The 25438-nt window shown below is 51.6% G+C and carries 23 protein-coding genes; 14 read left to right on the forward strand and 9 right to left on the reverse strand.

Annotated elements, in window-relative coordinates; translation table 11 throughout:
* Nucleotides 1-5: 5 nt before the first annotated feature.
* The 7 genes from BM231_RS24190 to BM231_RS24220 form a co-directional block, all read right to left on the reverse strand.
* Nucleotides 6-1250: a TCR/Tet family MFS transporter gene (locus BM231_RS24190; RefSeq protein ID WP_093523631.1), complete on the reverse strand. Its 1245-nt coding sequence runs from the start codon at nucleotides 1248-1250 to the stop codon at nucleotides 6-8.
* A 108-nt stretch (nucleotides 1251-1358) separates the two neighbouring features.
* A complete protein-coding gene (locus BM231_RS24195; RefSeq protein ID WP_093523633.1) occupies nucleotides 1359-2144 on the reverse strand; it encodes an enoyl-CoA hydratase-related protein in 786 nt (261 codons plus the stop codon).
* On the reverse strand, nucleotides 2141-3004 hold the full coding sequence (locus tag BM231_RS24200; RefSeq protein ID WP_093523635.1) for a hydroxymethylglutaryl-CoA lyase: 864 nt from the start codon (nucleotides 3002-3004) through the stop codon (nucleotides 2141-2143). The genes BM231_RS24195 and BM231_RS24200 overlap by 4 nt, the downstream gene beginning before the upstream one ends.
* Nucleotides 3005-3010: 6 nt before the next feature.
* Nucleotides 3011-4642, reverse strand: coding sequence for an acyl-CoA synthetase (locus BM231_RS24205; RefSeq protein WP_093523637.1), 1632 nt, complete (start codon nucleotides 4640-4642; stop codon nucleotides 3011-3013).
* Nucleotides 4643-4645: 3 nt separating this feature from the next.
* Nucleotides 4646-6634 carry an acetyl-CoA carboxylase biotin carboxylase subunit gene (locus BM231_RS24210; protein ID WP_093523639.1) on the reverse strand — a complete coding sequence of 663 codons (1989 nt, stop codon included), beginning with the start codon at nucleotides 6632-6634 and terminating at the stop codon, nucleotides 4646-4648.
* A 10-nt stretch (nucleotides 6635-6644) separates the two neighbouring features.
* Nucleotides 6645-8252, reverse strand: a complete 1608-nt coding sequence (locus BM231_RS24215; protein ID WP_093523641.1) for a carboxyl transferase domain-containing protein — start codon at nucleotides 8250-8252, stop codon at nucleotides 6645-6647.
* Nucleotides 8252-9400 (reverse strand): isovaleryl-CoA dehydrogenase, encoded by a 1149-nt coding sequence (locus BM231_RS24220; RefSeq protein ID WP_208860621.1) that lies wholly within the window; start codon nucleotides 9398-9400, stop codon nucleotides 8252-8254. Before BM231_RS24220 ends, BM231_RS24215 begins: the two co-directional genes overlap by 1 nt.
* 248 nt (nucleotides 9401-9648) lie before the next feature.
* Here BM231_RS24220 and BM231_RS24225 point away from each other — a divergent pair, with 248 nt between their 5' ends.
* The 4 genes from BM231_RS24225 to BM231_RS24240 all read left to right on the forward strand — a co-directional run bounded on the left by BM231_RS24225 (nucleotide 9649) and on the right by BM231_RS24240 (nucleotide 11757).
* On the forward strand, nucleotides 9649-10239 hold the full coding sequence (locus tag BM231_RS24225) for a TetR/AcrR family transcriptional regulator (RefSeq protein ID WP_093523645.1): 591 nt from the start codon (nucleotides 9649-9651) through the stop codon (nucleotides 10237-10239).
* Nucleotides 10240-10250: 11 nt separating this feature from the next.
* Nucleotides 10251-10874, forward strand: a complete 624-nt coding sequence (gene plsY / locus BM231_RS24230) for a glycerol-3-phosphate 1-O-acyltransferase PlsY (protein WP_093523647.1) — start codon at nucleotides 10251-10253, stop codon at nucleotides 10872-10874.
* A gap of 170 nt (nucleotides 10875-11044) precedes the next feature.
* Nucleotides 11045-11323 (forward strand): hypothetical protein, encoded by a 279-nt coding sequence (locus BM231_RS24235; protein WP_093523649.1) that lies wholly within the window; start codon nucleotides 11045-11047, stop codon nucleotides 11321-11323.
* 41 nt (nucleotides 11324-11364) lie between these two features.
* The gene (locus tag BM231_RS24240) at nucleotides 11365-11757 is read left to right on the forward strand and encodes a hypothetical protein (RefSeq protein WP_093523651.1); all 393 of its coding nucleotides are present in this window, start codon (nucleotides 11365-11367) and stop codon (nucleotides 11755-11757) included.
* 3 nt (nucleotides 11758-11760) lie between these two features.
* On the opposite strand, the gene BM231_RS24245 is transcribed toward BM231_RS24240, so the two are convergent.
* A complete protein-coding gene (locus BM231_RS24245; RefSeq protein WP_093523653.1) occupies nucleotides 11761-12216 on the reverse strand; it encodes an Lrp/AsnC family transcriptional regulator in 456 nt (151 codons plus the stop codon).
* A 114-nt stretch (nucleotides 12217-12330) separates the two neighbouring features.
* Between BM231_RS24245 and BM231_RS24250 the strand changes: the two genes are divergently transcribed.
* Nucleotides 12331-13182 carry a PhzF family phenazine biosynthesis protein gene (locus BM231_RS24250; RefSeq protein WP_093523655.1) on the forward strand — a complete coding sequence of 284 codons (852 nt, stop codon included), beginning with the start codon at nucleotides 12331-12333 and terminating at the stop codon, nucleotides 13180-13182.
* Nucleotides 13183-13251: 69 nt separating this feature from the next.
* Here BM231_RS24250 and BM231_RS24255 read toward each other — a convergent pair whose 3' ends face one another.
* Complete coding sequence (locus BM231_RS24255) at nucleotides 13252-13662, reverse strand: OsmC family protein (protein ID WP_093523657.1); 411 nt, start codon at nucleotides 13660-13662, stop codon at nucleotides 13252-13254.
* 235 nt (nucleotides 13663-13897) lie between these two features.
* On the opposite strand from BM231_RS24255, the gene BM231_RS24260 reads away from it, so the two are divergent.
* The 9 genes from BM231_RS24260 (at nucleotide 13898) to BM231_RS24305 (ending at nucleotide 25010) form a co-directional block, all read left to right on the forward strand.
* Nucleotides 13898-14602 (forward strand): response regulator transcription factor, encoded by a 705-nt coding sequence (locus tag BM231_RS24260; RefSeq protein ID WP_093523659.1) that lies wholly within the window; start codon nucleotides 13898-13900, stop codon nucleotides 14600-14602.
* A complete protein-coding gene (locus BM231_RS24265; protein ID WP_208860618.1) occupies nucleotides 14592-15914 on the forward strand; it encodes a sensor histidine kinase in 1323 nt (440 codons plus the stop codon). Before BM231_RS24260 ends, BM231_RS24265 begins: the two co-directional genes overlap by 11 nt.
* A gap of 187 nt (nucleotides 15915-16101) precedes the next feature.
* Nucleotides 16102-17247 (forward strand): helix-turn-helix transcriptional regulator, encoded by a 1146-nt coding sequence (locus tag BM231_RS24270; protein ID WP_063313058.1) that lies wholly within the window; start codon nucleotides 16102-16104, stop codon nucleotides 17245-17247.
* A complete protein-coding gene (locus BM231_RS24275; RefSeq protein ID WP_093523661.1) occupies nucleotides 17244-18383 on the forward strand; it encodes a helix-turn-helix transcriptional regulator in 1140 nt (379 codons plus the stop codon). The genes BM231_RS24270 and BM231_RS24275 overlap by 4 nt, the downstream gene beginning before the upstream one ends.
* A 17-nt stretch (nucleotides 18384-18400) precedes the next feature.
* Nucleotides 18401-18937 carry a P-loop NTPase family protein gene (locus BM231_RS24280; RefSeq protein WP_093523663.1) on the forward strand — a complete coding sequence of 179 codons (537 nt, stop codon included), beginning with the start codon at nucleotides 18401-18403 and terminating at the stop codon, nucleotides 18935-18937.
* Between the two features lie 225 nt (nucleotides 18938-19162).
* The gene (locus BM231_RS24285) at nucleotides 19163-19546 is read left to right on the forward strand and encodes a hypothetical protein (protein ID WP_093523665.1); all 384 of its coding nucleotides are present in this window, start codon (nucleotides 19163-19165) and stop codon (nucleotides 19544-19546) included.
* A gap of 411 nt (nucleotides 19547-19957) precedes the next feature.
* Nucleotides 19958-23182: a 2Fe-2S iron-sulfur cluster-binding protein gene (locus BM231_RS24290; RefSeq protein WP_093523667.1), complete on the forward strand. Its 3225-nt coding sequence runs from the start codon at nucleotides 19958-19960 to the stop codon at nucleotides 23180-23182.
* A 344-nt stretch (nucleotides 23183-23526) separates the two neighbouring features.
* Nucleotides 23527-24384, forward strand: coding sequence for a crotonase/enoyl-CoA hydratase family protein (locus tag BM231_RS24300; RefSeq protein WP_093523671.1), 858 nt, complete (start codon nucleotides 23527-23529; stop codon nucleotides 24382-24384).
* Between the two features lie 11 nt (nucleotides 24385-24395).
* Nucleotides 24396-25010 (forward strand): TetR/AcrR family transcriptional regulator, encoded by a 615-nt coding sequence (locus BM231_RS24305; RefSeq protein WP_093523673.1) that lies wholly within the window; start codon nucleotides 24396-24398, stop codon nucleotides 25008-25010.
* Nucleotides 25011-25438: the final 428 nt, after the last annotated feature.

Here is a 25438-nt window from a genome sequence, read left to right on the forward strand (position 1 = left end):
TGAGATCAGCCGCTGATATTGATCTTTCTCAGGCCAACCCAGAATGGACCAATGGCAAGCAGCATAAATGATGCGGCCAGCAGGAATGGTGCGCCCGGATAGTATAGCTCTGCACTGTCTGCTGTGAAGCTGGTGAACAGCTGCGTCATCATCAAGGTGGAAAGCACAAGCGTAAGTCCGATGATGCTTGTCAGCGCGCCCTGCAGACGGCCTTGCTTGTCCTGAGAGACGTGATGGCTCATCAGGGCGATCATGGCAGGTGGGATCATGGCACCAAGCGCTGCTGGTGGCAGGAGCAGGATAACAGTGAGTGTGTTTGGTGCGAATGCGAAACCAAGCAGTGCGAGCACCGCGAAGAAGAAGCCATAAAGCACGGTCTTTGCTTCGCCTTTGCGCGGAATAATCCAGCGGATAAGACCACCTTTGACGCTGGAGAAGCCAATGCCGACGATAGCGAGTGAGAGACCTACCTGAGCCGTGGTCCAATTGAAGGCTTCAATTGTGTAGTACGACCAGATTGCCGGATACACAAAGTTTGCCATTTCAAACAGGAAGAGCGCAATGAAGAGCCACACCAGAACAGGAGACTGGGCGATGTCCATGGCCGCGCCAATAGGGTTTGCTCTGCGCCAGCGAATGGCCTTTCTCGCCGACTTTGGTAGAGTTTCCGGCATATAAAATAGGCCGTAAGCAAAGGTTATCGCAATCAGAACTGCGGAAATGTAGAAGGGAACTCGGACGCCAAAGAGCGCAAGTGTCCCGCCGATGACCGGGCCAATGACAAAGCCAAAACCGATGGCTGCGCCGACCATGCCGAAGCGGGTGGCGCGCTTGCCGTTATGCGAGATGTCGGAGACAGCTGCATAGGCCGTGGCGTATGTTGCGCTGGCTATTCCAGCGAAGAGCCTGCCAATGAACAGAACCCATAGGGAGCCTGCGAAGGTCATGATCAGGTAGTCAACTGTCAGGACAGCGAGAGAAAGTAACAGGACTGGACGACGACCAAAACGGTCGGAAATGGCGCCAACAGCAGGACCGAAAAGGAATTGCATTGCTGCATAGCTCGCCGCGATGTAACCACCCCAGAGTGCCGCATCTGCAATGGTCGTTTGGCTGAGTTCTGCGACGAGTGCCGGGGTCACCGGAATGATCAATCCGGCACCAATCGCGTTCAGCAAAACAGTCCCTGCAATGAAGACAAGGGTGTGAAAGTCCTGTTTTGACCTGATAGATTGCAGTGTCGGCAGCATTCTTTTCTCGTTTTTTCGCTAAATGCTATGTAACAAAGCGCCCCAGCAAGTAAAGAAAAAACTCAGCATTTGTGCATATGCCGCAGGTCAATCAATCAGAGTGAAGATCTATTTACGCCACGGTGGTGTTTCTTTAGCAAAGAATGCAGAAATTCCAGCCTGAGCTTCAGTGGTTTCCCATCTATCCGCTAGGGCATTTGCTGTGTAGTCAATCTGATCTTCTACCGGCATGCGAGCTAAATTCTGACAAAGAGCTTTTGCGTCGGCTACGGCACCCGGTGCGCAGTTCAAATAAGCTTCTGCTTCTTTCTGTGTTACTGCGTGCAGGTCTTCTGGTGTTGTCACCAATGAGACGAGACCGAGGTGATGGGCTCGTTCCGCACCAAACGGGCGGGCATTCATGAAGACTTGTCGAGCGTGACCTTCGCCCAGGCGACGTACAACATAAGTGCCGATGGTTGCTGGGATCAGACCGAGGCGGGTCTCAGTCAGCGCGAACTTGGTGTTGTCTGCAGCAACCACCAGATCACAGACGCTGAGTATGCCAACTCCGCCACCGTAAGCAGGACCATGAACACGAGCGATCAGAGGCTTCTTCATGTTGTCGAGGCGTTTCAGCATGCCTGCCAGACGATTGGCTTCCTGCATTTTGCCAATGCGGTCTTTCTCTGCCTGCGCTTGCATCCATTTGAGATCGCCGCCAGCACAGAAAGTTTCGCCGTCCGCTGCCAGAATGATTGCGCGGGTCTGCTCGCAGTTGTCCAGTTCTTCAGCAGCAGCGACCAGTTCGTCCATCATCTGTGCGTTCATAGCATTGTGCTTTTCAGCGCGCGCCAGCAAGAGCGTGGTGATGCCGTTGTCTGCTTTTTCGATGCGAAGGTTTTGATAAGTCATGCCGCCGCCGCCTCTTTAATGGAGAGAATAAACTCTTGCGTTTGCTCCAGCTTCTCAATGTTGAGGCCGGAGTCGTAGTCCAGTAGCTTTGCCATTTTTGCAACGGCCAATGTGCTGACGTTGCCTTTGGCTCCTGGTGCATATGGACAACCACCGAGACCACCGATGGCTGAATCGAACGTGCGAAGGCCCATTTTGATGCTGGACATGATGTTGGCCAGAGCCAAGTCCTTGGTGTCGTGGAAATGGCCTGCGAGTTGCTCAGCTGGAATGACTTTTAGAACGGCCTCCAGCATCGCTTCTGTGGTTTCTGGAGTTGCCGCGCCAATTGTGTCGCCGAGTGAGACCTCATAACAACCCATCTGCAGCAAACGTTCTGAAACCATTGCTACGTTCTGGACTGGTGTTGGGCCGTCATATGGGCACTCAACGATGCAAGAGACGTAACCGCGGACCGGGATGCCGTCTGCTTTTGCTGCGTCTACGATTGGAGCAAAGCGTTCGAAGCTCTCTTCAATAGAACAGTTGATGTTCTTTTGAGAGAAGCCCTCAGATGCGGATGCAAAGACCGCAACTTCGTCAGCTCCAGACGCCTTAGCACGCTCATAGCCTTTGATATTTGGCGTTAGCGCAGTGTAGCGAATGCCCGGCTTGCGTGTGATGCCTGCAAAAACCTCTCCAGCATCTGCCATTTGCGGCACCCATTTGGGCGAGACAAAGCTGGATGTTTCAATCTTTTCAAACCCACACTCGGAGAGGCGGTTGATCAGCTCGATCTTGTTCGCTGTCGGGATCAGCGTTTTTTCATTTTGCAGGCCGTCGCGCGGGCCCATCTCAAAAATGTTTAGTTTCTTGCTCATCGCTTATCAAACCTCCTCGTCGATAGCGCGGGCACGAAGTTCTCTGCGGATAACCTTTCCGGTTGTTGTCATTGGCAGGGCTTCGACAAATTCCAGTTCACGTGGATATTCATGCGCAGCTAATCGCTGTTTTACAAAATCAGAAAGTTCCTTGGCCAGTTCGTCGGATGGCTCAACACCTTCCTTCAGCACAATGTAGGCTTTGACGATCTCGGTGCGTAGCTTGTCTGGCTTGCCGATGACACCTGCCATGGCAACTGTGTCGTGTTTCAGCAGGCAGTCTTCAATCTCACCGGGACCGATGCGGTAACCAGATGAGGTGATGACATCATCATCGCGGCCAACAAACTGGATCCAGCCATCCTTATCCATCACGCCTTTGTCGCCCGTGATGAGAAACTCGCCAGAGAACTTCTTTTTCGTGGCTTCCGGATTGTTCCAGTATTGGAGGAACATGACGGGGTTTGGTGCGCGAACGCCAATATTGCCAAGCTGGCCAGCTTCGAGAACGGTGCCTTTGTCGTCTACGATTTGCACATCAAAGCCCGGTACGGCTTTGCCGGTGACGCCGGGACGGGTTTCCATCAGTTCTGCGCAAGTGGAGACAACGAGGTTGCATTCGGTCTGGCCATAGAACTCGCTGATTGTCAGGCCAAACGTGTCTTGGCCCCATTGGATCAGCTCTGCGCCAAGGGCTTCGCCGCCACTGCCGAGGGAGCGGAGGGAATAGGTCCAGCGGTCCTTCGGGTTCTCAACCTGCCGCATCATCTTCAACGCGGTTGGTGGGATGAAGGCGTTGCGAATTTTCAGATCCTGCATCAGCTGAAAAGCTGCTTCGCCGCTGAACTTTTTGAAGCGACAGGCAACGACTGTAACGCCGTGGTGCAGGCTCGGCAGGAGAACATCAATCAAACCGCCAATCCATGCCCAGTCCGCAGGCGTCCAGAAACGGTCACCTTCCTTCGGGAACATGTTGTGCGGCATCTCCACACCGGGCAGGTGACCCAGCAGCGTGCGGTGTGCATGCAGCGCGCCTTTCGGCTGGCCTGTGGTGCCAGAGGTGTAGATGATGATGGCAGGATCTTCAGCCTTCGTCTTCACCGGTGTGAAGTCTTCGCTCTGCTCTGCCATTTCTGCATGGAGTGAGCGGGTGCCAAAGTCAGTGCCCTCAATGTTCAGGATTAGTTCAAGCTCTGGTAGGCTTTCGCGGATCTTTTCAAGCTTTGCAGCACCAGCGTTGTTGGTGATGAGAGCTTTGGCGCCGGAGTTACCCAGTCGGTACTCCAGTGCCTCTTCGCCAAACAGGGAGAAGAGCGGAATGGAGATGCCGCCGAGCTTGTGAATTGCAATATGAGAGAAGGCTGTTTCTGGTGCTTGCGGCAGCAGGATGCCGACGCGATCACCGCGGATTATGCCTTGAGATAGGAGCAGATTGGCCAGCTGATTGCTCAGCTTTTTCAAGTCACCAAAGCTGTAGGTGGTTGTTGGCCCGTCTTCTTCGGCGAAGATGAGTGCTTCGCGGGCGGCGTCTTTGTCCGCCCACTTGTCACAGATATCTACGCCAATGTTAAAGAACTCCGGGATGTCCCACTGAAACTTTTCTCGGAGTTCCTCATAGGTATTCGCTGATGGCAACAACGGTTATTCCTCCTCCTCAAGCGTGAGGAGTATAACGCCTTCTTCCACCTGGTCACCCGCAGATGCCATCACTTCAGCCACAACGCCGTCACGCGGTGCTTTGAGAGAGTGTTCCATCTTCATGGCTTCGGTCACGATCAACGTATCGCCTTCAGAAACCTCGTCACCCGGCTTACAGTTTACTGCCCGTACAAGACCTGGCATTGGCGAGGCAATTGCATTGCCTGAGGCAGTGTTGTCGTCTTGCTCTGCCAGATGATCCGGCAAATCAAAACGCCATGTAACACCGTCGGAGAATAATGTGAGACTGGTGTCTTCTGCGAAGAAATCAGCTGAGGTGATCTGGCCGGCAAAATCCACGCGCATGTGGTTGTTGTCTACGGAGAGGATCTGCAAATTGAAGGTTTCACCATCAATCGTAACGGTCAGGCTACCATCATGATGACGGTTTGCCACAACTTCGGTGACTTCGTCACGCCAAGACAGATGCGCAATTTGCTGTGCTGCTGTCCAATGACGCCAACCTGTGAGGCTCACCCACGGATCGTTATGGACCAATGCAGTTTCAGTTGCAAAGCCGAGCTCGATGAGAGCTGCCATTGCGAACGCGTGCTTGGTTGGTGCTGTCGGCTTGGTGAGGGTTTCCAGTTCACGGTCAATGAGGCCCGTATCCATCTCACCTTTTGCGAAGCCTTCGTGGTTACAGAGGCGATGCAGGAAGGTGATGTTGGTGGTGCAGCCAACTGCCTGGCTCTTTTCCAAGGCCAGAGACATTTTTGCCAGAGCAGCTTCACGGGTTTCGCCGTGGCAGATCACCTTTGCAATCATTGGATCGTAGTAAGGGGTGATCGTATCGCCTTTGCGTACACCGCTGTCGATACGAGCGAACAATTCCGGCAGTTTCAGCTCGTTCAAAGTTCCGGTTGCTGGCAGGAAGCCTGCTTCAGCATCCTCTGCGTAGATACGTGCCTCGAATGCGTGACCGAAGATTGTGAGCTCGTCCTGCATCAGAGGTAGTTTGCCACCAGCTGCTACGGAGAGCTGCCAGTTGACCAAGTCCTGACCGGTGATGGCTTCCGTGACTGGGTGTTCCACCTGAAGGCGCGTGTTCATCTCCATGAACCAGAAACGGTCAGATCGTAGACCTTCTGAGCCATCAACAATGAACTCAACGGTTCCAGCGCCTTCATACCCCACGGCCTGAGCTGCTTTAACGGCAGCATTACCCATGGCGCTGCGCATCTCTTCTGTCATGCCGGGGGCAGGGGCTTCTTCGATCACCTTTTGGTGGCGACGCTGCAAGGAGCAGTCGCGCTCGAACAGGTGTACTGCATTGCCATGACCATCACAGAAGACCTGCACCTCGATGTGGCGTGGTGACAGGATGTACTTCTCGATGAGGACGCGTGGGTCACCAAAGCTGGACTGACCTTCGCGCTGAGCGCCTTCCAGAGCTTCAAAGAAGTCTGCCGGATCATCAACACGGCGCATGCCTTTGCCGCCTCCGCCTGCGCGGGCTTTGATGAGGACCGGATAGCCGATCTTGTCGGATTCACTTTTCAGGAACTCAGCGTCCTGGTTGCTGCCATGATAACCCGGTACGACTGGAACGCCGGATTCTTCCATGAGTTTTTTGGCAGCATCTTTAAGGCCCATAGCGCGGATTGCGTCCGCGGGTGGGCCGATGAAGACAAGGCCAGCTGCTTCGACAGCTTCCACGAACTCCGGGTTTTCTGAAAGAAAACCGTAGCCCGGATGGATGGCGTCTGCGCCGCTGGTTTTGGCAGCGTTGAGTAGCTCTGGAATGTTGAGGTAGCTCTCCGCCACTGGCGCAGGGCCAAGGCGATAAGCCTCATCAGCCATCTGCACGTGGCGAGCATCGCGGTCTGCATCTGAGTAGACAGCAACAACCTTGATGCCGAGGGCTTTGGCGGATTTTGCAACACGGCAAGCAATCTCGCCACGGTTCGCAATAAGGATTTTCTTGAACATACCGAGCCCCTTACATGCGGAAGACGCCGAATGGCGTGTCTTCGATTGGTGCGTTGAGGCTTGCTGCGATGGACAGTGCCAGGACGTCACGAGTTTTGCGCGGGTCGACAATGCCGTCATCCCAGAGGCGTGCAGAGGCGTAGAGCGGGTGTCCTTGCTCTTCAAACTGATCAATGATCGGCTGTTTGAAGGTTGCTTCTTCTTCCGCTGACCAAGTGCCGCCTTTGCGCTCAATGCCGTCACGGCGCACTGTTGCCAGTACGCCGGCAGCTTGCGGGCCGCCCATGACGGAGATGCGGGAGCTTGGCCATGTCCAGAGCATGCGCGGTGAGTAAGCCCGGCCACACATGCCGTAGTTGCCAGCGCCGAAGGAACCGCCAATGAGCATGGTGATTTTTGGAACTTTTGCGCATGCCACGGCTGTTACCAGCTTAGCGCCATCTTTTGCGATGCCGCCTGCCTCATACTTCTGCCCGACCATGAAGCCGGTGATGTTTTGCAGGAAGACCAGCGGGATTTTACGCTGACAGCACAGCTCTACAAAGTGGGCGCCTTTAAGCGCGGCTTCTGAGAACAGAATACCGTTGTTGGCGATAATGCCGACAGGCATACCGTGGATGTGAGCGAATCCGGTGACGAGCGTGGTGCCGTAGCGGGCTTTGAACTCATCAAAGCGAGAGCCATCCACCACGCGGGCGATGACTTCACGCACGTCGTATGGTGTTTTCAGATCCGCAGGGACAACGCCGAGGATTTCTTCTGGATCGTAGAGCGGATCTTCCGGCGTTTGCAGCTGAAGCTGGTCTGGCTTGCGACGGTTGAGGTTGGACACAGCCTGACGGGCCAGTGCCAAAGCATGAGCATCGTCACGGGCCAAGTGGTCTGCCACACCGGAGAGGCGGGTGTGAACATCCCCACCGCCCAGATCTTCAGCAGAAACCACTTCGCCCGTGGCGGCTTTCACCAGTGGAGGACCGGCGAGGAAAATGGTGCCTTGCTCTTTTACGATGATGGTCTCATCACACATGGCTGGCACATATGCGCCACCCGCGGTACAGGAACCCATAACCACCGCGATTTGCGGAATGCCTTTTGCAGACATGTTGGCTTGATTGTAGAAGATACGACCAAAGTGCTCTTTGTCCGGAAACACTTCATCCTGCTGGGGCAGGTTAGCGCCGCCAGAATCCACCAAGTAAATGCATGTGAGATTGTTCTCCATGGCAATTTCTTGGGCGCGCAGGTGCTTCTTGACTGTCAGCGGATAATAAGTACCGCCCTTCACCGTGGCATCGTTGGCCACGATCATGCACTCAATGCCGTTGACCCGGCCAATGCCGGTGACTATGCCAGCTGAAGGCGAGGCGCCCTCATACATGTTGTGGGCAGCAAACTGGCCAACTTCCAGAAATGGAGAACCCGGGTCGATCAGACGGGCAACGCGCTCACGCGGGAGGATCTTGCCGCGGGACACGTGCCGTTCGCGAGGGCCTTCGCCCCCGCCCAAAAGGGCTTGCTGGCTTGCTGTGCGCACCTCATCCATTGCGGCGAGATGCAGGGCGCGGTTGTTTTTGTAACTTTCCGAACCCGTTGCAGCTTGAGACTTGATAACAGCCATTATTTGGTTTCCTGGAAGAGCTCACGACCAATCAGCATACGGCGAATTTCAGATGTGCCTGCGCCGATTTCATAGAGTTTCGCGTCACGCAGCAGGCGACCGGTTGGGTATTCGTTGATGTAACCGTTACCGCCGAGGGACTGGATTGCTTCCAACGCCAGTTTGGTTGCGTTTTCTGCGGAATAGAGGATGCAGCCAGCGGAGTCCTTACGGGTGGTTTCGCCGCGGTCACACGCATTTGCGACGGCGTACACGTAGGAACGGGAGGCGTTCATCAGGGTGTACATGTCTGCGATTTTGCCCTGCATCAGCTGGAATTCACCGATGGCTTTGCCGAACTGTTTGCGCTCGTGGATGTAAGGAACCACAATGTCCATAGCTGCTGCCATGATGCCCAGTGGACCACCGGAAAGGACAACGCGCTCGTAGTCCAGACCGGACATCAGCACGTTTACACCGCGGCCTTCTTCACCGAGGACGTTCTCATATGGGACTTCGCAGTCTTCAAAGACCAGCTCACACGTGTTGGAGCCGCGCATGCCGAGTTTGTCCAGCTTTTGCGCTGTAGAGAAGCCCTTCATGCCTTTTTCGATGATGAAAGCTGTCATGCCTTTGGGGCCAGCATCTGGATCAGTCTTTGCGTAGACCACCAGAGTGGAGGCGTCAGGGCCGTTTGTGATCCACATTTTGTTGCCATTGAGCACGTAGCGGTCATTACGCTTTTCAGCGCGCAGCTTCATGGAAACAACGTCAGAGCCTGCGCCCGGCTCAGACATGGCTAGAGAGCCCACATGCTCACCGGAGCAGAGCTTTGGCAGGTATTTGGACTTCTGCTCAGGGGTGCCGTGGCGGTTGATCTGGTTCACACACAGGTTGGAGTGTGCTCCGTAGGAGAGGCCAACAGATGCGGAGGCGCGGGAGATTTCCTCAACCGCAACAACGTGGGCGAGATAGCCCATGCCGGTTCCGCCGTATTCCGGGTCAGCTGTCATGCCAAGCACGCCAAGGTCACCCATCTCTTTCCAGAGATCATTGGGGAACTCGTTGGTCTCGTCGATCTCAGCGGCGCGCGGTGCGAGCTTGTCTTGTGCCCACCGGCGAATGGTTTCGCGCAGAGCGTCAATATCTTCACCAAGACCAAAATTCATTACAGCGTCAAACACGGCGCTTCCTCCTGCTACCGAAGCTCTGCGATCCACGCTCTTTAACGAGCTTCCCAGTGGATCGTAAATTAATTAAACGAACGTTCGTTTGATTAATAGCAGGGGCTCAGCTACCATGCAATAACCCTTAGGGCGCATTTCCTGTTGCGTATTCTTTCCCGAAAACTGCTAGGCATCGCTCGGGCATGCGCTGAAACATTGCGTCTCCTGATTGATTGGAAAAGGTTTAGACCGTGGCACGAACCAAAGGCTCCGTTGGCGCAGATACCAAAACTGCGATTTACGCAGCAGCGAAAAAGCTGATTGAAGCCAAGGGCTTTGAGGCGATGACGCTTCGCCAGCTTGCAGCTGAGGTGGGCGTGCAGCCGGGGTCAGTCTATCGCTATGTAGAGAGTAAGGACGAGCTGCTTCAGGCGCTGATGAACCAGCATATGATCAGCTTGATTGAGAACTGGGAGAAGCTGGAGGGCAAGGGGGACGACCCGGTTTCCCGTCTCAAAGCGTTTGTTGCGTTTCACATTCGCTACCACATTGAACGCCGGGCGGACGTTGTGATTGCGAATCTGGAGCTGCGGTCTCTGGGGGAGGACTACCGTGCGGATGTTGTGACCAAACGCAGCCAGTATGAGGCCAATTTGCGGAACATTTTGTCCGACGGGGTTAGGGCAGAAGTGTTTCCTAAAGTGGATCAGGAAGTTGCCGCTTATGCGATCATTGCCATGCTGACCGGTGTTTGCTTCTGGTATCGTCCCGACGGACGTCTTAGTATCGATGAGATTATCGAGGTGCACCAGAAACTGGTGCTACAGGGCGTTGTGGGCTAGGGGCTATTCCTGTGATTGATCTGATTAAGCTAATTGCAGCTCTTGGAGCGGGTTATCTGCTGGGCAGTATCAGTACGGCTGTGTTGGTTGGCAAAGCCTATGGCAAGGATATCCGTGAGTATGGCAGCAAGTCTGCCGGACTTACCAATACACTGCGCGTGCTTGGCAAACCTGCTGCTCTGCTTGTTCTTGTAGGAGATATCCTGAAAGGCATTGTTGCTTGTCTGGTGGGTCTGTATCTGGGTGTATACGCTGGTTCAGGTGTTACGGTGGACAGTGTGAGCATGTTGCTTGCCGGGGCTGGGGCGATAGTTGGCCACAACTGGCCGGTCTTTATCGGCTTCAGAGGCGGCAAAGGTGTGCTGACGGCTGCTGCTGTGCTGTTTATGCTGGATCCGATTATCGCGCTAAGCTGCCTTGGGTCTTTTGTGCTCATTGTTGCTGCGACCCGCTATGTTTCTCTGGGTTCCATCTGCGCCGCGCTGCTGTTCACTGTGCTTTCCTTTATCCCGATGTTTGGTCACACAATCTACTTCCAGATCTTCGCACTGGCGATGGCATTCATCGTGGTTGCCAAGCACCGCGCGAATATCGGCAGACTGCTCTCCGGTACTGAGAATAAACTGAGCTTCTAGATTTTTTCTCCCTAATATCGGGTATTTATAGCCAGCTGAGTTTAGACTTATACTTTCCGCATAATCTGTTCAATCTTTACTCAAAATCTGTCTTGTCATTGCTTGCGTTGGTCGTCTGCAACTTACGTTTAGCAGTTTGCTAAGCAAACAATACCATACTGGAGAATGTGATGTCAGCTTTGTTAAAAGAGAAACATGAAGTGATGCCTTCTCAATCGACGTATGGCTATGGATACAATAGACAGAAAAGCTCTCTTGAAGTCGCATTAGATCGAGTAAGCTTTGGTACTCTAGCGAAACATTATGGTGTTGATGGGGCTAAGGCTAATGCTGTAAAACAGGCGATTAAATACATTCTGTCCGAGATTTCTGAGGCTGATGACCTGGCAATGTTGCGGCTGCAGGAAGCAGGCTATGAAGAAGGTCTTGCAAAAGCAATTGTGAGTTAAATAAAGCTGGAAATGGCACTTTAAGTACGTGAGACGATCCTATGTCAGTGCAAGATGCTTCGTCCTATGAAAACGACTTGAAGTTTGTAGAAGCGGCTTTCTCAGGATTGAAAAATCAATCTCTGCAAGACTCAGTTGAGGAATACAAGAACGAAACTCATCGAACTCCGCGATTTAGCTATACTGAAAATTCTTACGAACATGCCTCCAAGAATACAGCAATTATGATTGCTTATGGCTTGGCTGGATTAATTGGTCTGGTCTGCACCTTTTGGATACTCGTTCACTCGGGGATCTTATCTCTAGGCCATTTCCCCTCTGAGCAGTTTGATACTGTAGTTGAGAGGGTCATAACTGTGCTCTCAGGCTTCCTTACTTTTATTTTTGGCTATCTATTTAATCAGAAGCTGGAAGAAAAGAATCATCAAAAATAGTTATCACCGTAGCGGAACCATCCTGTTCTTAATTGGAGAAGCCTTCACAATTGATGTGTTGGTCATTGCTTTTTCGTGGAGAGGGTCGAGCAGGTCGTCGAGTTCGCTGACGTCTTTTAGGTAGATGCGGGTGACGAAGCAGTCTTCTCCGGTGACTTTATCGCAGGAGGTGAAGCGGGGTTCGTTTAGGATGAGCTGTTCCACCACATGCAGATTGCCAGGGCTTGGTTTGACGCGCACGATTGCTTCCAGGCTATAGCCGAGTGCCTTGGGATTTATCTCGACCGTAAAGCCTGTGATGATGCCGTCCTGCTCCAGCTTACGAACACGCTCTGTGGTGCTGGGGGCGGAGAGGCCGATGCGGCCCGCCAGCTCGCTGATGGAGATGCGGGCGTCGCGCTCCAGAATCTCTAGGATTTTACAGGCAGTTTCGTCCAGTTGTTTTATCTCTTTAGGCACTTCTGTTAACTCGCTTTAAAATGTGAGGGCATTTCGTGCAATTTGCCTTTCTTTCTCTATATAGCATGAGGCCATTGCTGGCTATTTTTTCAGTCATGACGATTGGAGGTTCTCATGCAGACAGATCTTTTAGCGCTTCAACATATCTCGGCATTTTCTCATGGAGACGAAGGTGGTAACCCAGCAGGTGTGCTGGTGGGTGAGACGATGCTTCCTGATGCGCAGATGCAGTCTATTGCGGCTGATCTTGGGTATTCCGAGACCGTGTTTGCGGTACCTCTTGCTGATAAAGGTGGGTATCGGGTGCGGTATTTTTCGCCAGAAAATGAAGTGCCGTTTTGTGGGCATGCGACGATCGCGCTGGGCGCGGTTCTGGCTCAGCAGCAAGGCCGGAAAACACATCGCCTTGAGTTAAATGAAGCTGTGATCTCAGTGGAAAGCTGGCAGGAGAACGGGCAGCTGCAAGCCGCTCTGCAATCTCCGCAGACCAGGAGCGAAGCTCTGAGTGATGACGTGACAGCACAGGTACTTGAGCTGTTTGGTTTAAGTGAGGATGATCTGGATCTTCGCATTCTGCCTGCGCGGGTGCATGGCGGTGCGGATCATTTGGTGCTTGCTTTGACTGACAGGGCTAAGCTCGCAGATATGGCTTACGATCTGGAGGCAATGAAGCAGTTCATGCTTGGGCAGGGTCTTGTGACAATCATGCTGGTTCATGTTCGTGGGCCGCAAGAGTTTAATGTGCGCAATGCGTTTGCGTCAGCTGGTGTGTTTGAAGACCCGGCCACGGGTGCTGCTGCGGCGGCGTTTTCTGGTTACCTGCGTGATATCGATTGGGCACATGGTGGTGAGATCCAGATTGTCCAGGGCGAGGATATGGGTTTGAAATCGCTCATTTCGGCAAAAATCCCATCGGAGGCGGGCGCTTCTGTGCGCATTTCCGGCGCTGCACGGCGCCTGGTTTGACGCTTTCATTGATTGAGTTGGAATTTTCAGCCCGAGGCAGATTTGTCTCGGGCTTCTTACTGGAAGAAGCTAGATGAGCGCGAAGCTAATCTCTGCGTTTAGCGTGTTGGACACGGTGCAGATCTCTTTGGCGGCTTTGATCAGAGCCTCTGCTCTTTCGCGGTCCTTAAACTCTGGGAGAGCGAATTCCAGATGGAAGCTGCCAAAGCGGTGAGGCAGCGTGGATGCTTTTTCAGCGTTTACGGTGATGTAGACATTGCCGAGTGAGACCTTCTGCTGCTTGGCCACCATTTCCAAAGAAATTGCCATGCAAGACCCAAGTGCGGACATGATCAGGTCTGATGGGGCGGAGAACTCATCGGAGTCTCCGTAGCCTGCCGAGTATTGATGGCCGAACTCATTGGTCACCCAGAACTGTCCATACTCATGAGAGGCGACCGTCAGTGGGCCATAGGACTTGGGCTTCATTTTAATCGGCATATTTATGTCTCAAACATTCTCGGAGATTGTTGTTGCTGCGACATGTATACGAGCAAGCCCAGCCTTACGTAAATATCGGGCAGGGATGAAAAAACCAACGGTGTTCACTCGTTGGTTATTGGGCTTGCTCTACTGGTATATGTTGTAAACACAATGTGGGCGGGGTGAAGCACATGATGCTGCAGCATTGGTGTGCTTTTGATGACGGAATTGATTGGCGAGTTTGGCAGGTAGAATGATGGCAACGAATGAGACTGAAAACCTGCTTGCGCTGCTGGTAGAAGATGACCTGGATTTGGCCGGAACGATTGCTGATGTGTTGAAAATCCACGGTATTAGCTGCGATCACGCTTACAATGGTGAGGCGGGTCTAGAATTTGCGCGGCAGGGATATTTTGACGTTATCATTCTGGATCTGACGTTGCCTAAGATGGATGGTCTTACTGTTTGTGAAACGTTGCGCCGGGAAGGCATTGACCGCCCTGTTTTGATGCTGACTGCACGGGATGAACTTTCTGACAAATTGGCTGGATTTGAAGCCGGAACGGACGACTATCTGGTCAAACCCTTTGCGTTTGAGGAGCTGGTTGTGAGGCTGCGGGCGCTTTCCGGGCGGCGGAGTGCGAAGGCGAAGATATTTGAAGTTGCTGACTTACAGGTGGATTTTGCACGGAACATCGCGAAGCGCGGAGACCGTGTTTTGCGTCTCTCGCCGACGGCCTGGAAGATCCTGGGAATTCTAAGCAAGCATAGCCCAGCATCAGTGAGCCGGGAGCAGTTAGAGCGTGGGTTGTGGGGGGATGAACCGCCGGAGAGTAACAGCCTGAATGTGCATTTGTACAAACTTCGCCAGCAAATCCAACGGGCTGCAGAGACTGAGGTGATCTGCCGTGATGCTAACGGAGGATACAGCCTGAGGGAGAAGATAGATGGTGAGTAAGAAAGTAGCCAGAGTGCGCGGGCGTAGCATATTTCGCGAACTTGGTATCGCTTTCTTTCTTGGCGTTATTCTGCTGTTGCTGGTCTACACGCTTTTGCTGCCAATCTTCTTTGTGGCTGGCTCAGATGAGAGCATCATCTACCTGCTAGATGATCTGGGGCAAAGTTATGAAGAGGCTGTGCAGGCAAATCCTGATGCTCCGCTGCCAGAGACTTACCTGATCCAGAGTGCCTTTTCGCTTGAAGCGTTGCCTGCTGAAGCGTCTCGTCGTTTTAAGGATGAGACACTGGAGCCGCTGGAGCTTTATTACGATGATGAAGATCGAGGTTGCGATGCCGAGGGAAATTGCAAGGAGACCTATTACCTCTATCTGTACATCTACCCGCTGAAAGATGGTCGCAATCTCTACATTACGCTTGAGAGTACAGAAGAGTATACGGAGGATTCTGAAGATGATCAGGTGGTCCTTCTTGCGTTTGCCATCGTGGGGATTGTCAACCTGCTTGCGACCTTTGTGAGTGCGCGTATTTTATCGAAGCGGCTGATCCGACCTATCCAAAATCTGGAGAACTGGGCGCAATCACTGAATGCTGAGAATGTGGGTGAAACACCTCCCAACTTCAGGTTTCGTGAACTGAACAATCTTGCGCTGAAACTCACAGATACCGTTTCCCGGATCTCTGAGTTTGTTGAACGTGAGCAGACGTTTCTGCGCTATGCGAGCCATGAGCTGCGGACACCGATTACAGTGATTGCAGGCAATATTGCACTCCTGAAAAGTCAGGAAAGCGGCTCTGACGACACAGTGCCCGTGGAGCGTATTCAACGGGCTAACCTGAACATGCGCATTATCGTAGAGACTTTGCTTTGGTTGGGCAGAGAGAGCTCCGCGCCACCACGAGTTGAGAAACTTGTGCCAGCGAAACTGATTATTGGGTGTATTGAAGAGCTGTCTTATCTGAAGGGGAATAAGCCGCTCACAGAACTACTGGATTTGAGTGAGGATGAAGCAGAGCTGCCTAAAGCGCCTTTGCTGATCTTGTTTGGTAACCTGATCCGCAACGCGTTCCAGCATGCCCAGAAGGGTGAGATCAAAATTAGTTATCGAAATGGGGTTTTTGAGATTGAGAACCCTGTCTCAGCTGGCAGTAAAGCGGATGCTGCCTCTGTTTATGAAGAAAGCTTCGGCTTTGGGCTTTCACTTTGCGAGCGTATAGCGCGACGGATGGGCTGGGATTTTACTCTTGAGGAGCAGAAGGATGCCATCATCACGCGTCTGGTTCTGAGACCTGCTGATGCAGATAGTAAGTAGTTTAAATTGCTTGTATTCGTCATGAATAAATAAAAATATTTAAGGATATTTCTAGGGTGGTTCTAGTTTGAGTTTTGAAATTATAGCGTCTCAAAGAAAATATTCTTCAGTTTTATTGATATCTGGAAATTTTACTATTTAATTTACGTAGAGACATAAGAGGTGTTTGTCCGATTCGGGTGGGGTGATGCAGAGCGTACACGATGAAATGGTCCAGCGACTTTATGCCAATATCGCTCTTGGTGAGGATATTGGGCAGGCGTTTGAGCCAATGGCGTCGTCTTTTCGCGAGACCATGCTCTGTTACAAGATCGTCTCGCTTAATTCACTCGAGTATCATCACATGGCCTTCCTCAACACCAAAGAGGATATGGAAGCGAAAATACTTGCTGCGGGGCAGAGCAATCCATTACCCAGATTTGCGAAATTTGCTCCATTGAATGGCTTGATACATACAGAGGATTTTATCAGCCAAGATGAAGTTCGAGATACTGACTTTTTTGACAAAGTCTTCAGCGATTACGGAGTGTTTGACCGCGTGCGCGGCTTTATGATCCATCGTCAGGGGATGGACGCGGCTATGGTTTCGGTAGCGGTGCAATCTGATTTTGGCGGACCTGATGCAGTACAGCTCGATCACACTCTTGAAACTGTCAGGCCTCATTTTCAAAATGCGTTTTCGGTGGCGCTACATCTGGAACAAAGACGTGGTCTGACAGATGCTTACTCCTTCTGGCTGGATCGTATTCCAAGTGCGGCGTTTATTCTGGATCAAGGGCATCATGTTGCTTTTGCCAACAAGCAGGCAGAAGTGTTTTTCGGTTCCAGCCAGAGCTTCTTTATTGATCGTCGTGGAGAAGTTTCTTCACGCCATAACGCACATCGCAAGTTGTTTGAGGATGCTATTGTGCAGTGTCGGACCTCAGGCAAACCCCTTGGGCCGCTGGTCCTGACTGGTGAGGCAGCGCCCAATCCGTTCTTTGTTGTGATGCCAATAAATGTGCTCTCAGAAACACCTGTTTATCTGGCTCCTTTTGTACGCGGGCCGCAGCCGCTTCTTTGCATGATAATGGATCCGGGGGATCAACCCTTGGCGGAACTGGAGAACCTTCAGCACTATTTCGGAGTTTCTAAACGTGAGGCTGAGTTACTCCAGTATCTGGTTCGTGGGGCTTCGGTAGGTGAGACCTCTCATGCACTGGAGATCAGCTACAATACTGCACGCAATCATATGGCGCGTATTGCCGACAAGGTTTCAGTAAATTCTCAAAGTGAGTTGGTTCGGCTTGCAAGTGATCTTGCTGCGAGAGTGCCGCGACAGAGGGTGAGATGACGGATTGTGAAGATCTGATCGGGAGAATGTATTCCAGTGTGGTACTGGGGCAGGATCTTGGACAGGTTTTTGAAGGTCTTGCTGCCTCCCATCCTGATGTTCTGATTGGCGTTCAGGTTCAGTGTTATCTGAATAATGACTATTACTATATGTCTTTTCAAAATGCTGCGGAGGGTATGGTTGCAGATATGAATGAAGCTGGAGCTTGCAATCCATTTCCTCCTCTCGCCGCTATCGCTCCGTTTCAGTCTGTCCTGTATAGTGAACGCTACATCCCGCCAGACGTGGTTAAGCGCTCTGAGTTTTATGAAAGAGTGCTTGCCAAACAGAACACCTTTGATCGCTCGCGTGGGTTCTTGATGCATCGTCAGGGTGGCGATGCCGCGATTGTTGCGTTCACAATGCCCGATGACTTTGTAGGCAAAGAAGACCAGATCCTGTGTGATACGTTGGAGCGCATCCGGCCTCATTTTCAGCGAGCTTTTTCTTTGGCGCTTGAGTTGCGGCAGCGAGAGCAATGGGTTCCTTCAGATTCCCATTGGCTGGAGCGGGTTCCCAGTGCGGCGATGATCCTGGATCGTGGATTGCATGTTTCTGCTGCGAATGTAGAAGCCGAGCGCTTGTTTCAATCATCAAACCTCATTCAAGTTGATTGTCGTGGTGAGCTTTCTGTCCGTTCTCATAACCAGCGAAAATTGCTGGAAGAAACTGCGAGTAGAGTTCGGCTTGGAAAAATGCCAATAGGCCCCTTAGCGCTTCAAAGTGAGCAGATGCGAGGGGCTCTGTTTGCAATGACTCCTATTCGGGGACTGGAGCGTTCGCCTGTTTATCTTGATTGTTTTGTTCCTGCCGATGATGCTGTGCTTGCCATTGTGATTGATCCTTCCGTTGTGTCTGTTGCGCCAGTCAACTATTTGCAGGAGTGCATGGATGTTACGAAGCGAGAGGCGGAGCTGATCCAAAACCTTGTTGTTGGCTTGTCAATGCGGGAGACAGCTGACAAAATGCATATCAGCTATAATACTGCGCGTAATCATATGGCACGAATAACGGAAAAGGCTGGCTTTGGGTCTCAAAGCGAGCTGGTTCGTATTGCCAGCGACCTTGCCGCGCGCGTTCCATCCTCCTTATCTTAGCAAGAAAGGTTCTTGCCTTGCATAAACGTATTTATGTCTTCGGAGCTTCTTGCGCCGGTTCGACCACGCTTGGCCATAGGCTTGCTCAGGCTCTTTCGGTTCCTCATGTGGATTCTGATGATTATTTTTGGGAGCAAACAGAGCCACCCTTTTCAGTAAAACGGCCCGAAGAAGAACGGATTTCGCTTATGAAACCAGCTATGGGCGAGGGGGGATGGGTTTTGAGTGGAGCGTGTGAGGGTTGGGCGAAAGCGCTGGTTTCACAAAGCTCTCTTATTGTCTTCATAAGTGTGCCGCAGGAAGAGCGTCTTCAACGATTGAAGAAGCGAGAAAAAGAACGCTTTGGAGATCGTATTCTTGAAGGCGGTGACATGTTTGAGACGCACGAAGCTTTCTTTCAGTGGGCATCGCAATATGAGCAACCAGACTTTTCTGGCAGGAGCAGACATCGGCATGAAGCTTGGTTGAAAGAGTGCGAAACGCCTGTTTTGCGTCTCGATGGAAGATTAGGTCGTGATGATCTGGTTGCAAAAGTATTACAAACATCTGCATGAGCTCTGCATAATCAATAATTTACGGTATTTCGCAAATGAAAATAGATTTTGTATTCTAAAATATTTTCGCGATTATTTTCTTGAATGAAGGTTTACGCAAGGGAGAAGTCTGAAATTAAAGAGTAGATCTACTTGTGTGTTCAATATGAATATTACATATGTTTGATTGTGCTTTGTCGATTCTCTAGTTTATATAATTTTGATTTAAATTTTGGGAGAATTGCGATGAAATACATTTGGATCTTCCTATTTGTGGTGTTCTCGTTCAGTGCAAATGCTGAGTTGATCAGGTCGCAGGTTGCAGCTAACCGTACTGCAAAACTTAACGTTTATAGCTATTATGTTCCTGAGACGTGCAACTCCGCAGCCTTGCCAAAAGTCTCTTTTGTCAAAAAGCCGGAGCATGGTGTGGTTCGTTTTGTGCAATCCCGATCTGCTCTGCCAAAATCGGCAGGCAAATGTGCAGGTAAACAGACGAACGATCTGATCATGTACTATTCGCCGGATAAAGATTTTCGCGGCACAGACAAGGTCGTGACCAAATTTCGAATGTATTCCGCAGGACGCATCATATCCGGTGGGAATACATATGAGATTGAAATTAAGTAGCAGCCAGTTTTATTGTCAGAAGAGCAGTCGTTCGGTTCATCATTAACCGGGCGGCTGTTTTTTTGTAAGCTCAAGCCATCGTTCCAACACGGCTCTCAGATGCATTTCATTGAGACGGATTTGTCTGTCTGGAGGGTTTGCGTTGCTGGCAGTATCTCCTCAAATTATGAGCGTCTTGAGTGAAAAACTCAATTGTGATCCTTTGGGTGGCAATTATATTGTCGTTTGGCTGCGGGTTTTCTTTCAACTCGCGGTGATCTGGGTGCTTAATGTTGACATGAGCTCAGCAATGCCTATGAGTTGATTGATGAATTTTCGTAGTGGTTTGGTCGGGGAGGACTAGGCCACTGCAAGAGCTAATAAGCCGGGACATAGTAGTATCGCCAAACTAGCCGGCCGGGGGAGAGTAATATGCGTCTGTTTTCTTATAAGAACAGAAAGGTTCATCTTGGGCCATATCCTTCTGAACGATTGAAACGGACGCATGAGGCAGTTGATCTGGGGCGTGTGCCTGGGGTGGTGCCAACGGTTTTCTCGCAGACCGATAATCCAGAGATCCTGAGTAACTCGATGGCATCCTTCAGCGCGATCATGGATGCGATCCGTGATGGAGCCCACAATGCCAAGCTCTCTGAGATTCCAGATGATCCGCAGGAGCGGGCCAATCACCTCAAAGCTGCAGGCTACTTCTTTGATGCAACGATGATGGGTACCTGTGACCTGATTCCGGAGCATTTTCTTGAGCAATCGCTGCGCAACCCTGATCTGGATAAGCTAGCAAAAGATTTGCAGGGTTTTCAGCCCAAGACATTGGCAGCCGGTATTGATGTGACGATGGCAGATGTGCGCGACAGTGCTGCATCCACACCTGGTCCTGTGACGCATCATGGTTCTGCGCTGGTGGTGTTGATGGAACATCCGCGTGAGCCGAGAGCTAATGAACCCGGTGGTGACTGGATCGTGGGTACTTGTGAGCAGCGCTCTGCTATCCGCGCGGCTGAAGTGGCGGTGGTTCTTGCCAACTATCTGCGTTTGCTGGGGGTTGAAGCGCGTGCGCATACCACGAGCAGTGCGGATGTTGATCTGAACCGATTAGCGGTTTCTGCTGGACTGGTGGAAGTGCTTGAGAAAGACGGCGACGCAATCGTTTCCAATCCATATGTCGGGCGTGCATTTACGCTGGCAGCTGTGACGACCACGCTTAAACTGACATCCGACCAGCCGCTTGCGCCGCGGAGTTTGGCGGATATCTGGAGTTCTCACGGCCCTGCATGGCAGCTGGGCATGGGAACGTTCAAGAATGCCTTCAACCGGAAGCCCTTTGAGAACCGCGATTATCACATGGGGGCGTTTCCGTTTGAGAAGATCAAGCGGGTTGACGAGACAACGACCTTTATTGATGAGCCGCGCGTGCCACGCGTCCCCAAACGGACGGACATGTTTGCGCGTGCTCTCTTTGGGGATATGGGGAAACCTCTTCAGGAAGCGGCCAAAAACGGCGGTTACCTCGCCAAAAACCCGATGGGATACTGCGCCCGCCGTGCCCTTGCCGCGTTGATCTTGCTGCAAGATGGTGAGACCGCCTCAGACGTTTCACCGAGTGCCCTGGATCTGGATAAAAACGCGGCCAACGTAAAATCAGCACTCTATTTCCTTGGAGCCGATGCGGTTGGGCTGTCCCGCTGTCCGGATCACGCCTATTATTCTCATGATGCGCGCGGTGAACCCATCACGCCGTACCACAAAAATGCGATCTCCATTCTGGTGGATCAGGGGCATGAGACAATGGAGGGTGCCAGTGGCGATGACTGGATCTCCGGCGCTCAGTCCATGCGTGCATATTTGCGGACTTCCATTATCGGCGGTATTGTCGCCGAGCAAATTCGCCGCCTTGGGTATCCGGCGCGCTGTCATTCTGTGGTGGATGGCGAGGTTCTTCAGCCTCCGCTGTTGCTGCTTTCTGGTCTTGGTGAAGTGAGCCGGATTGGGGAGGTTATTCTGAACCCTTATCTCGGCCCGCGCTTAAAGTCCGGCGTGGTGACGACAGATATGCCGTTTACCTACGACAAACCAATTGATTTCGGCCTGCAACGCTTTTGTGAGAGCTGCAATAAATGCGCGCGTGAGTGTCCATCCGGGGCTATCACGGCCGGGCCGAAACGCATGTTCAACGGTTACGAGATCTGGAAGTCAGATTCCGAGAAGTGCGCGCGATATCGCGTCTCCCAGCCTGCAGGGTCTTTGTGCGGTCGCTGCATGAAAACGTGTCCGTGGAACCTTGAAGGCCTGTTCAGCGAAGCTCCATTCCGCTGGACGGCAATGAAGATGCCATCTTCTGCTAAGGTTCTTGCTAAGCTGGATGACAAGTTAGGCAACGGATCCATAAACCCTGTCAAGAAATGGTGGTGGGATCTCGTCGCGAGCGGTGATGGCAACTACGTGATTGCTGAAGAGACCAATGCGCGTGAACTGCAGCTTGATCTTGATCTCAAATATGAAGATCAGACGCTGGCGGTATACCCAGCCAATCTTGCGCCGCATCCGTGGCCGTTTCCGTTTATGATGGATCGCGAGGCGGGGATCAAAGCCTATCAGGGCATGATCTCTGCTGATGAGTATAAAGCCCGACTTGCGGCTGGCTCTAATGATCTTGCACCTGTTTATGAGGTTAGCGCGAGTTCGTCGCCGGTCTTGGCTGTTCGTCTTTCTAAGGTGGATGTGGAAGCGGAAGGGGTATCACGCTACGAGTTTATGCTGGATGATGGCTCTCCCTTGCCTGTGTTTGAAGCCGGAGCGCATATTGATGTTGTTGTGGCCCCTGAGTTTTTGCGTCAGTACTCTCTGGCCGGCAATCCGGCAGACAGCAGTAAATATGTGATTGGTGTTTTAGAAGAAAAAGAAGGGCGCGGTGGATCTGCGCTGATGCACCGGATTTTCCATGAGGGACGCCGGGTTTTCATTTCCAAACCAATCAATCATTTCCCATTGGATGAGGATGCTAAGAAAACCCTGCTCTTTGGTGGTGGAATTGGTGTGACGCCAATGATTGCAATGGCGCATCGTTTGCATGTGCTTGGAAAACCTTTTGAATTACACTATTGCTTTCGCTACCGCCACAAAGCTGGTTTTATTGATGAAATTGAGAATGCTCCTTGGTCGGACAAGGCCTTTATCCATTGTTCCAGTGAGGGAACGCGGGCAGATCTGAGCACCATTCTAGCCGATTTTGAAGATGGATATCATATTTACACGTGTGGTCCGGATGTCTTCATGGATGGTGTGCTGGATACTGCTGCTGCTCAGGGCTGGGCTGAAGAGAGCCTACATAAAGAGTATTTCTCGGTGCCGGATCAGGGCGACTACGTTAATACGAGCTTTTTTGTAAAACTGGCGTCAACGGGTGAGCGTATTGAGATTCCAGAGGACAAGAGTGCGGCTGATGTCCTGAATGAAAAGGGAATCTCTGTGCCAACTAAGTGCTCGGATGGCATTTGTGGGGTTTGCACTGCCAAGTACCAAGGTGCTGAAGTTGAGCATCGCGATTTTGTGCTGAGTGGGAAAGAAAAAGAAAACACTCTGGTTCTGTGTTGTTCGCGTGCGAAAAATGAAGGTGCAGAGCTTCGGCTTGAGTTGTAAATGAATTTTCAGCGATGTTTTGCATGAGTTGTGAGGCGGGAACTGATGTTTCCGCCTTAATGCTTCTCTGGCGGCTTCTTATTTTTCAACCGAGCATGCTCCGTATTTGGTGTGAGGTGCTGTTGGGAGGTGCTTTTCAAGATCTCAGTTTTGTTGGAGCGTATAAATATCAGGATCAATGGATCACATGGATGTTGGTGTTGGATCCTATAGTTATGCCGAACCTAGAGACGTATTAGGAGCGTTGAAACCCGGAGGCTAACTGAGCTGCCGAGTTCTCCTATTGGCCAATTTTTTCAGATATAACACTGTTATATTTTTATTGAGTCGTTATGGGAGAGGTTATGACTAAAGTACTTTATGAAAAAGATGGCCGTATTGCACGCATCACGCTGAACAGACCAGAGGTGATGAACGCTATTGATATGGATATTCCGCAGGAACTGGCGGCTTGTGTGGCGCGGGCTAACTCTGATGATGGTGTTCATGTCATCGTGCTTGGCGGCAGTGGACCTGCATTTTGCGCTGGATATGATTTGACGGCTTATGCTGAAGCTGAGGGCAGCAACCCCGGCGTTCAGGAAATGCCTTGGGATCCTATGAAGGATTATGCCTTCATGAAGCAGAATACTGATCTATTTATGTCGTTGTGGCGCAGCTATCGGCCTGTCATCGCAAAAGTGCATGGTCATGCTGTTGCCGGTGGTTCGGATATCGCATTGTGTTCAGATATGATTGTCATGGCAGAGGATGCGCACATTGGTTATATGCCGGTCCGCGTTTGGGGGTGCCCTACAACCGCAATGTGGGTTTACCGGCTTGGTCCGGAGCGTGCAAAACGCATGCTGTTGACTGGTGACAAGATTGATGGCCGTGAGGCAGAGCGAATTGGCTTGATCCATAAAGCAGTCCCTTCCGATCAACTTGATGATGAAGTTGAAAAGCTTGCTGAGCGGATGGCTGGCATTCCGGTGAACCAGCTTATGATGCAAAAACTCATGATCAACCAGGCAATTGAGTCTATGGGACTTTACCAAACTCAAATGATTGCGACGCTTTTTGACGGCATTACACGCCATAGCCCTGAAGGGATGAACTTCAAACAGCGAGCGGAAGATGTATCGTGGAAGCAAGCTGTTCGTGAGCGTGATCAGGGCACTTTTGATTGGACCACGAACCGCCCAATTAATGCGCCCCTTTAATGTGAGAGATTATGCCTGACTTAAATAACCAAGAAAGCACCGAGGTTAATGCCCGCGAAAGGCGGGCAGACCACCTGCGAGAAGCGCGCCGGTCACTCATTGTGAATGCCGCACGTGATGTTTTCGCAAAAGAAGGTCTGGACGGTGCCTCGATGCGTTCTATTGCCCGTGCTTCCGGGTGCACAACCGGAGCGATCTACCCATACTTTCACGGCAAAGAAGAGCTTTACTACGCAGTTTTGCAAGAGGCGCTCAAGGAATTGCAATTAGTGGTTACTGACGCCATTGAGAACTGTTCCCTTATAGAAGAGCAGGCTGGAGCTGGTGTGCTTGCATTCTTTGACTTCTATAATGGACGCCCGGATGATCTGTCTTTGGGTTTGTATGTTTTTGGTGGATTGAAGCGGGTTGGATTGGGGCGTGATCTTGATGGCGTTCTTAATCAGCAAGTTGGTGGAGTGATTGACTTGATTGAGGACCGTGCTTGTGCTGGAGGCCGACCTCCTGAGTGGACAGCGGGTGCAATTGCGCATTGCATGGGATTGTTGGTGATGGGTCATACAGGTCGTCTGTCTCACTGGGAGTATGAGGGTCGTTACCTGTTGGAACAGTTTTTACGTCGGTGATTGGCTTTTGCTTTCTTTCTGGGGTGACAGCGTGCTGCCTCTTCCGCTAGCTCAGGTAAGAGCCTGCCGCCTGCATTGGTTTTGCAATGTTGGCCACAGTGTGGGGTGCTCGGGATGTTCATTATTCAATTGTCAAAGAACTCGGGTTTTACCGATAGTCGGGTGTTTGGCGTTTGTTTGGATAGTGAAGCCTGATTTGATCGTGGTCTATTCCTGTAATGTTCTCCTTGAGACTTTGTTGGTTGTGATTTGGTTGCCGGGATTGGGCTGATATTTAGTGTTGGCTTGATTTGAAGGCTTGAGGTGGTTTGAGTTTGGCCGTTTGCTCTGGGTGCTGATGATGTTTGTGCTTGCTGCATTTTGGGGCAGGGGTGTTTGCGACGAAGTGCTGGGGTGAGCGAACGTTCTCCTGGGTCTGAGATTTGGCC

The organism is Pseudovibrio ascidiaceicola (genome assembly GCF_900114245.1).
GTDB lineage: Bacteria > Pseudomonadota > Alphaproteobacteria > Rhizobiales > Stappiaceae > Pseudovibrio > Pseudovibrio ascidiaceicola.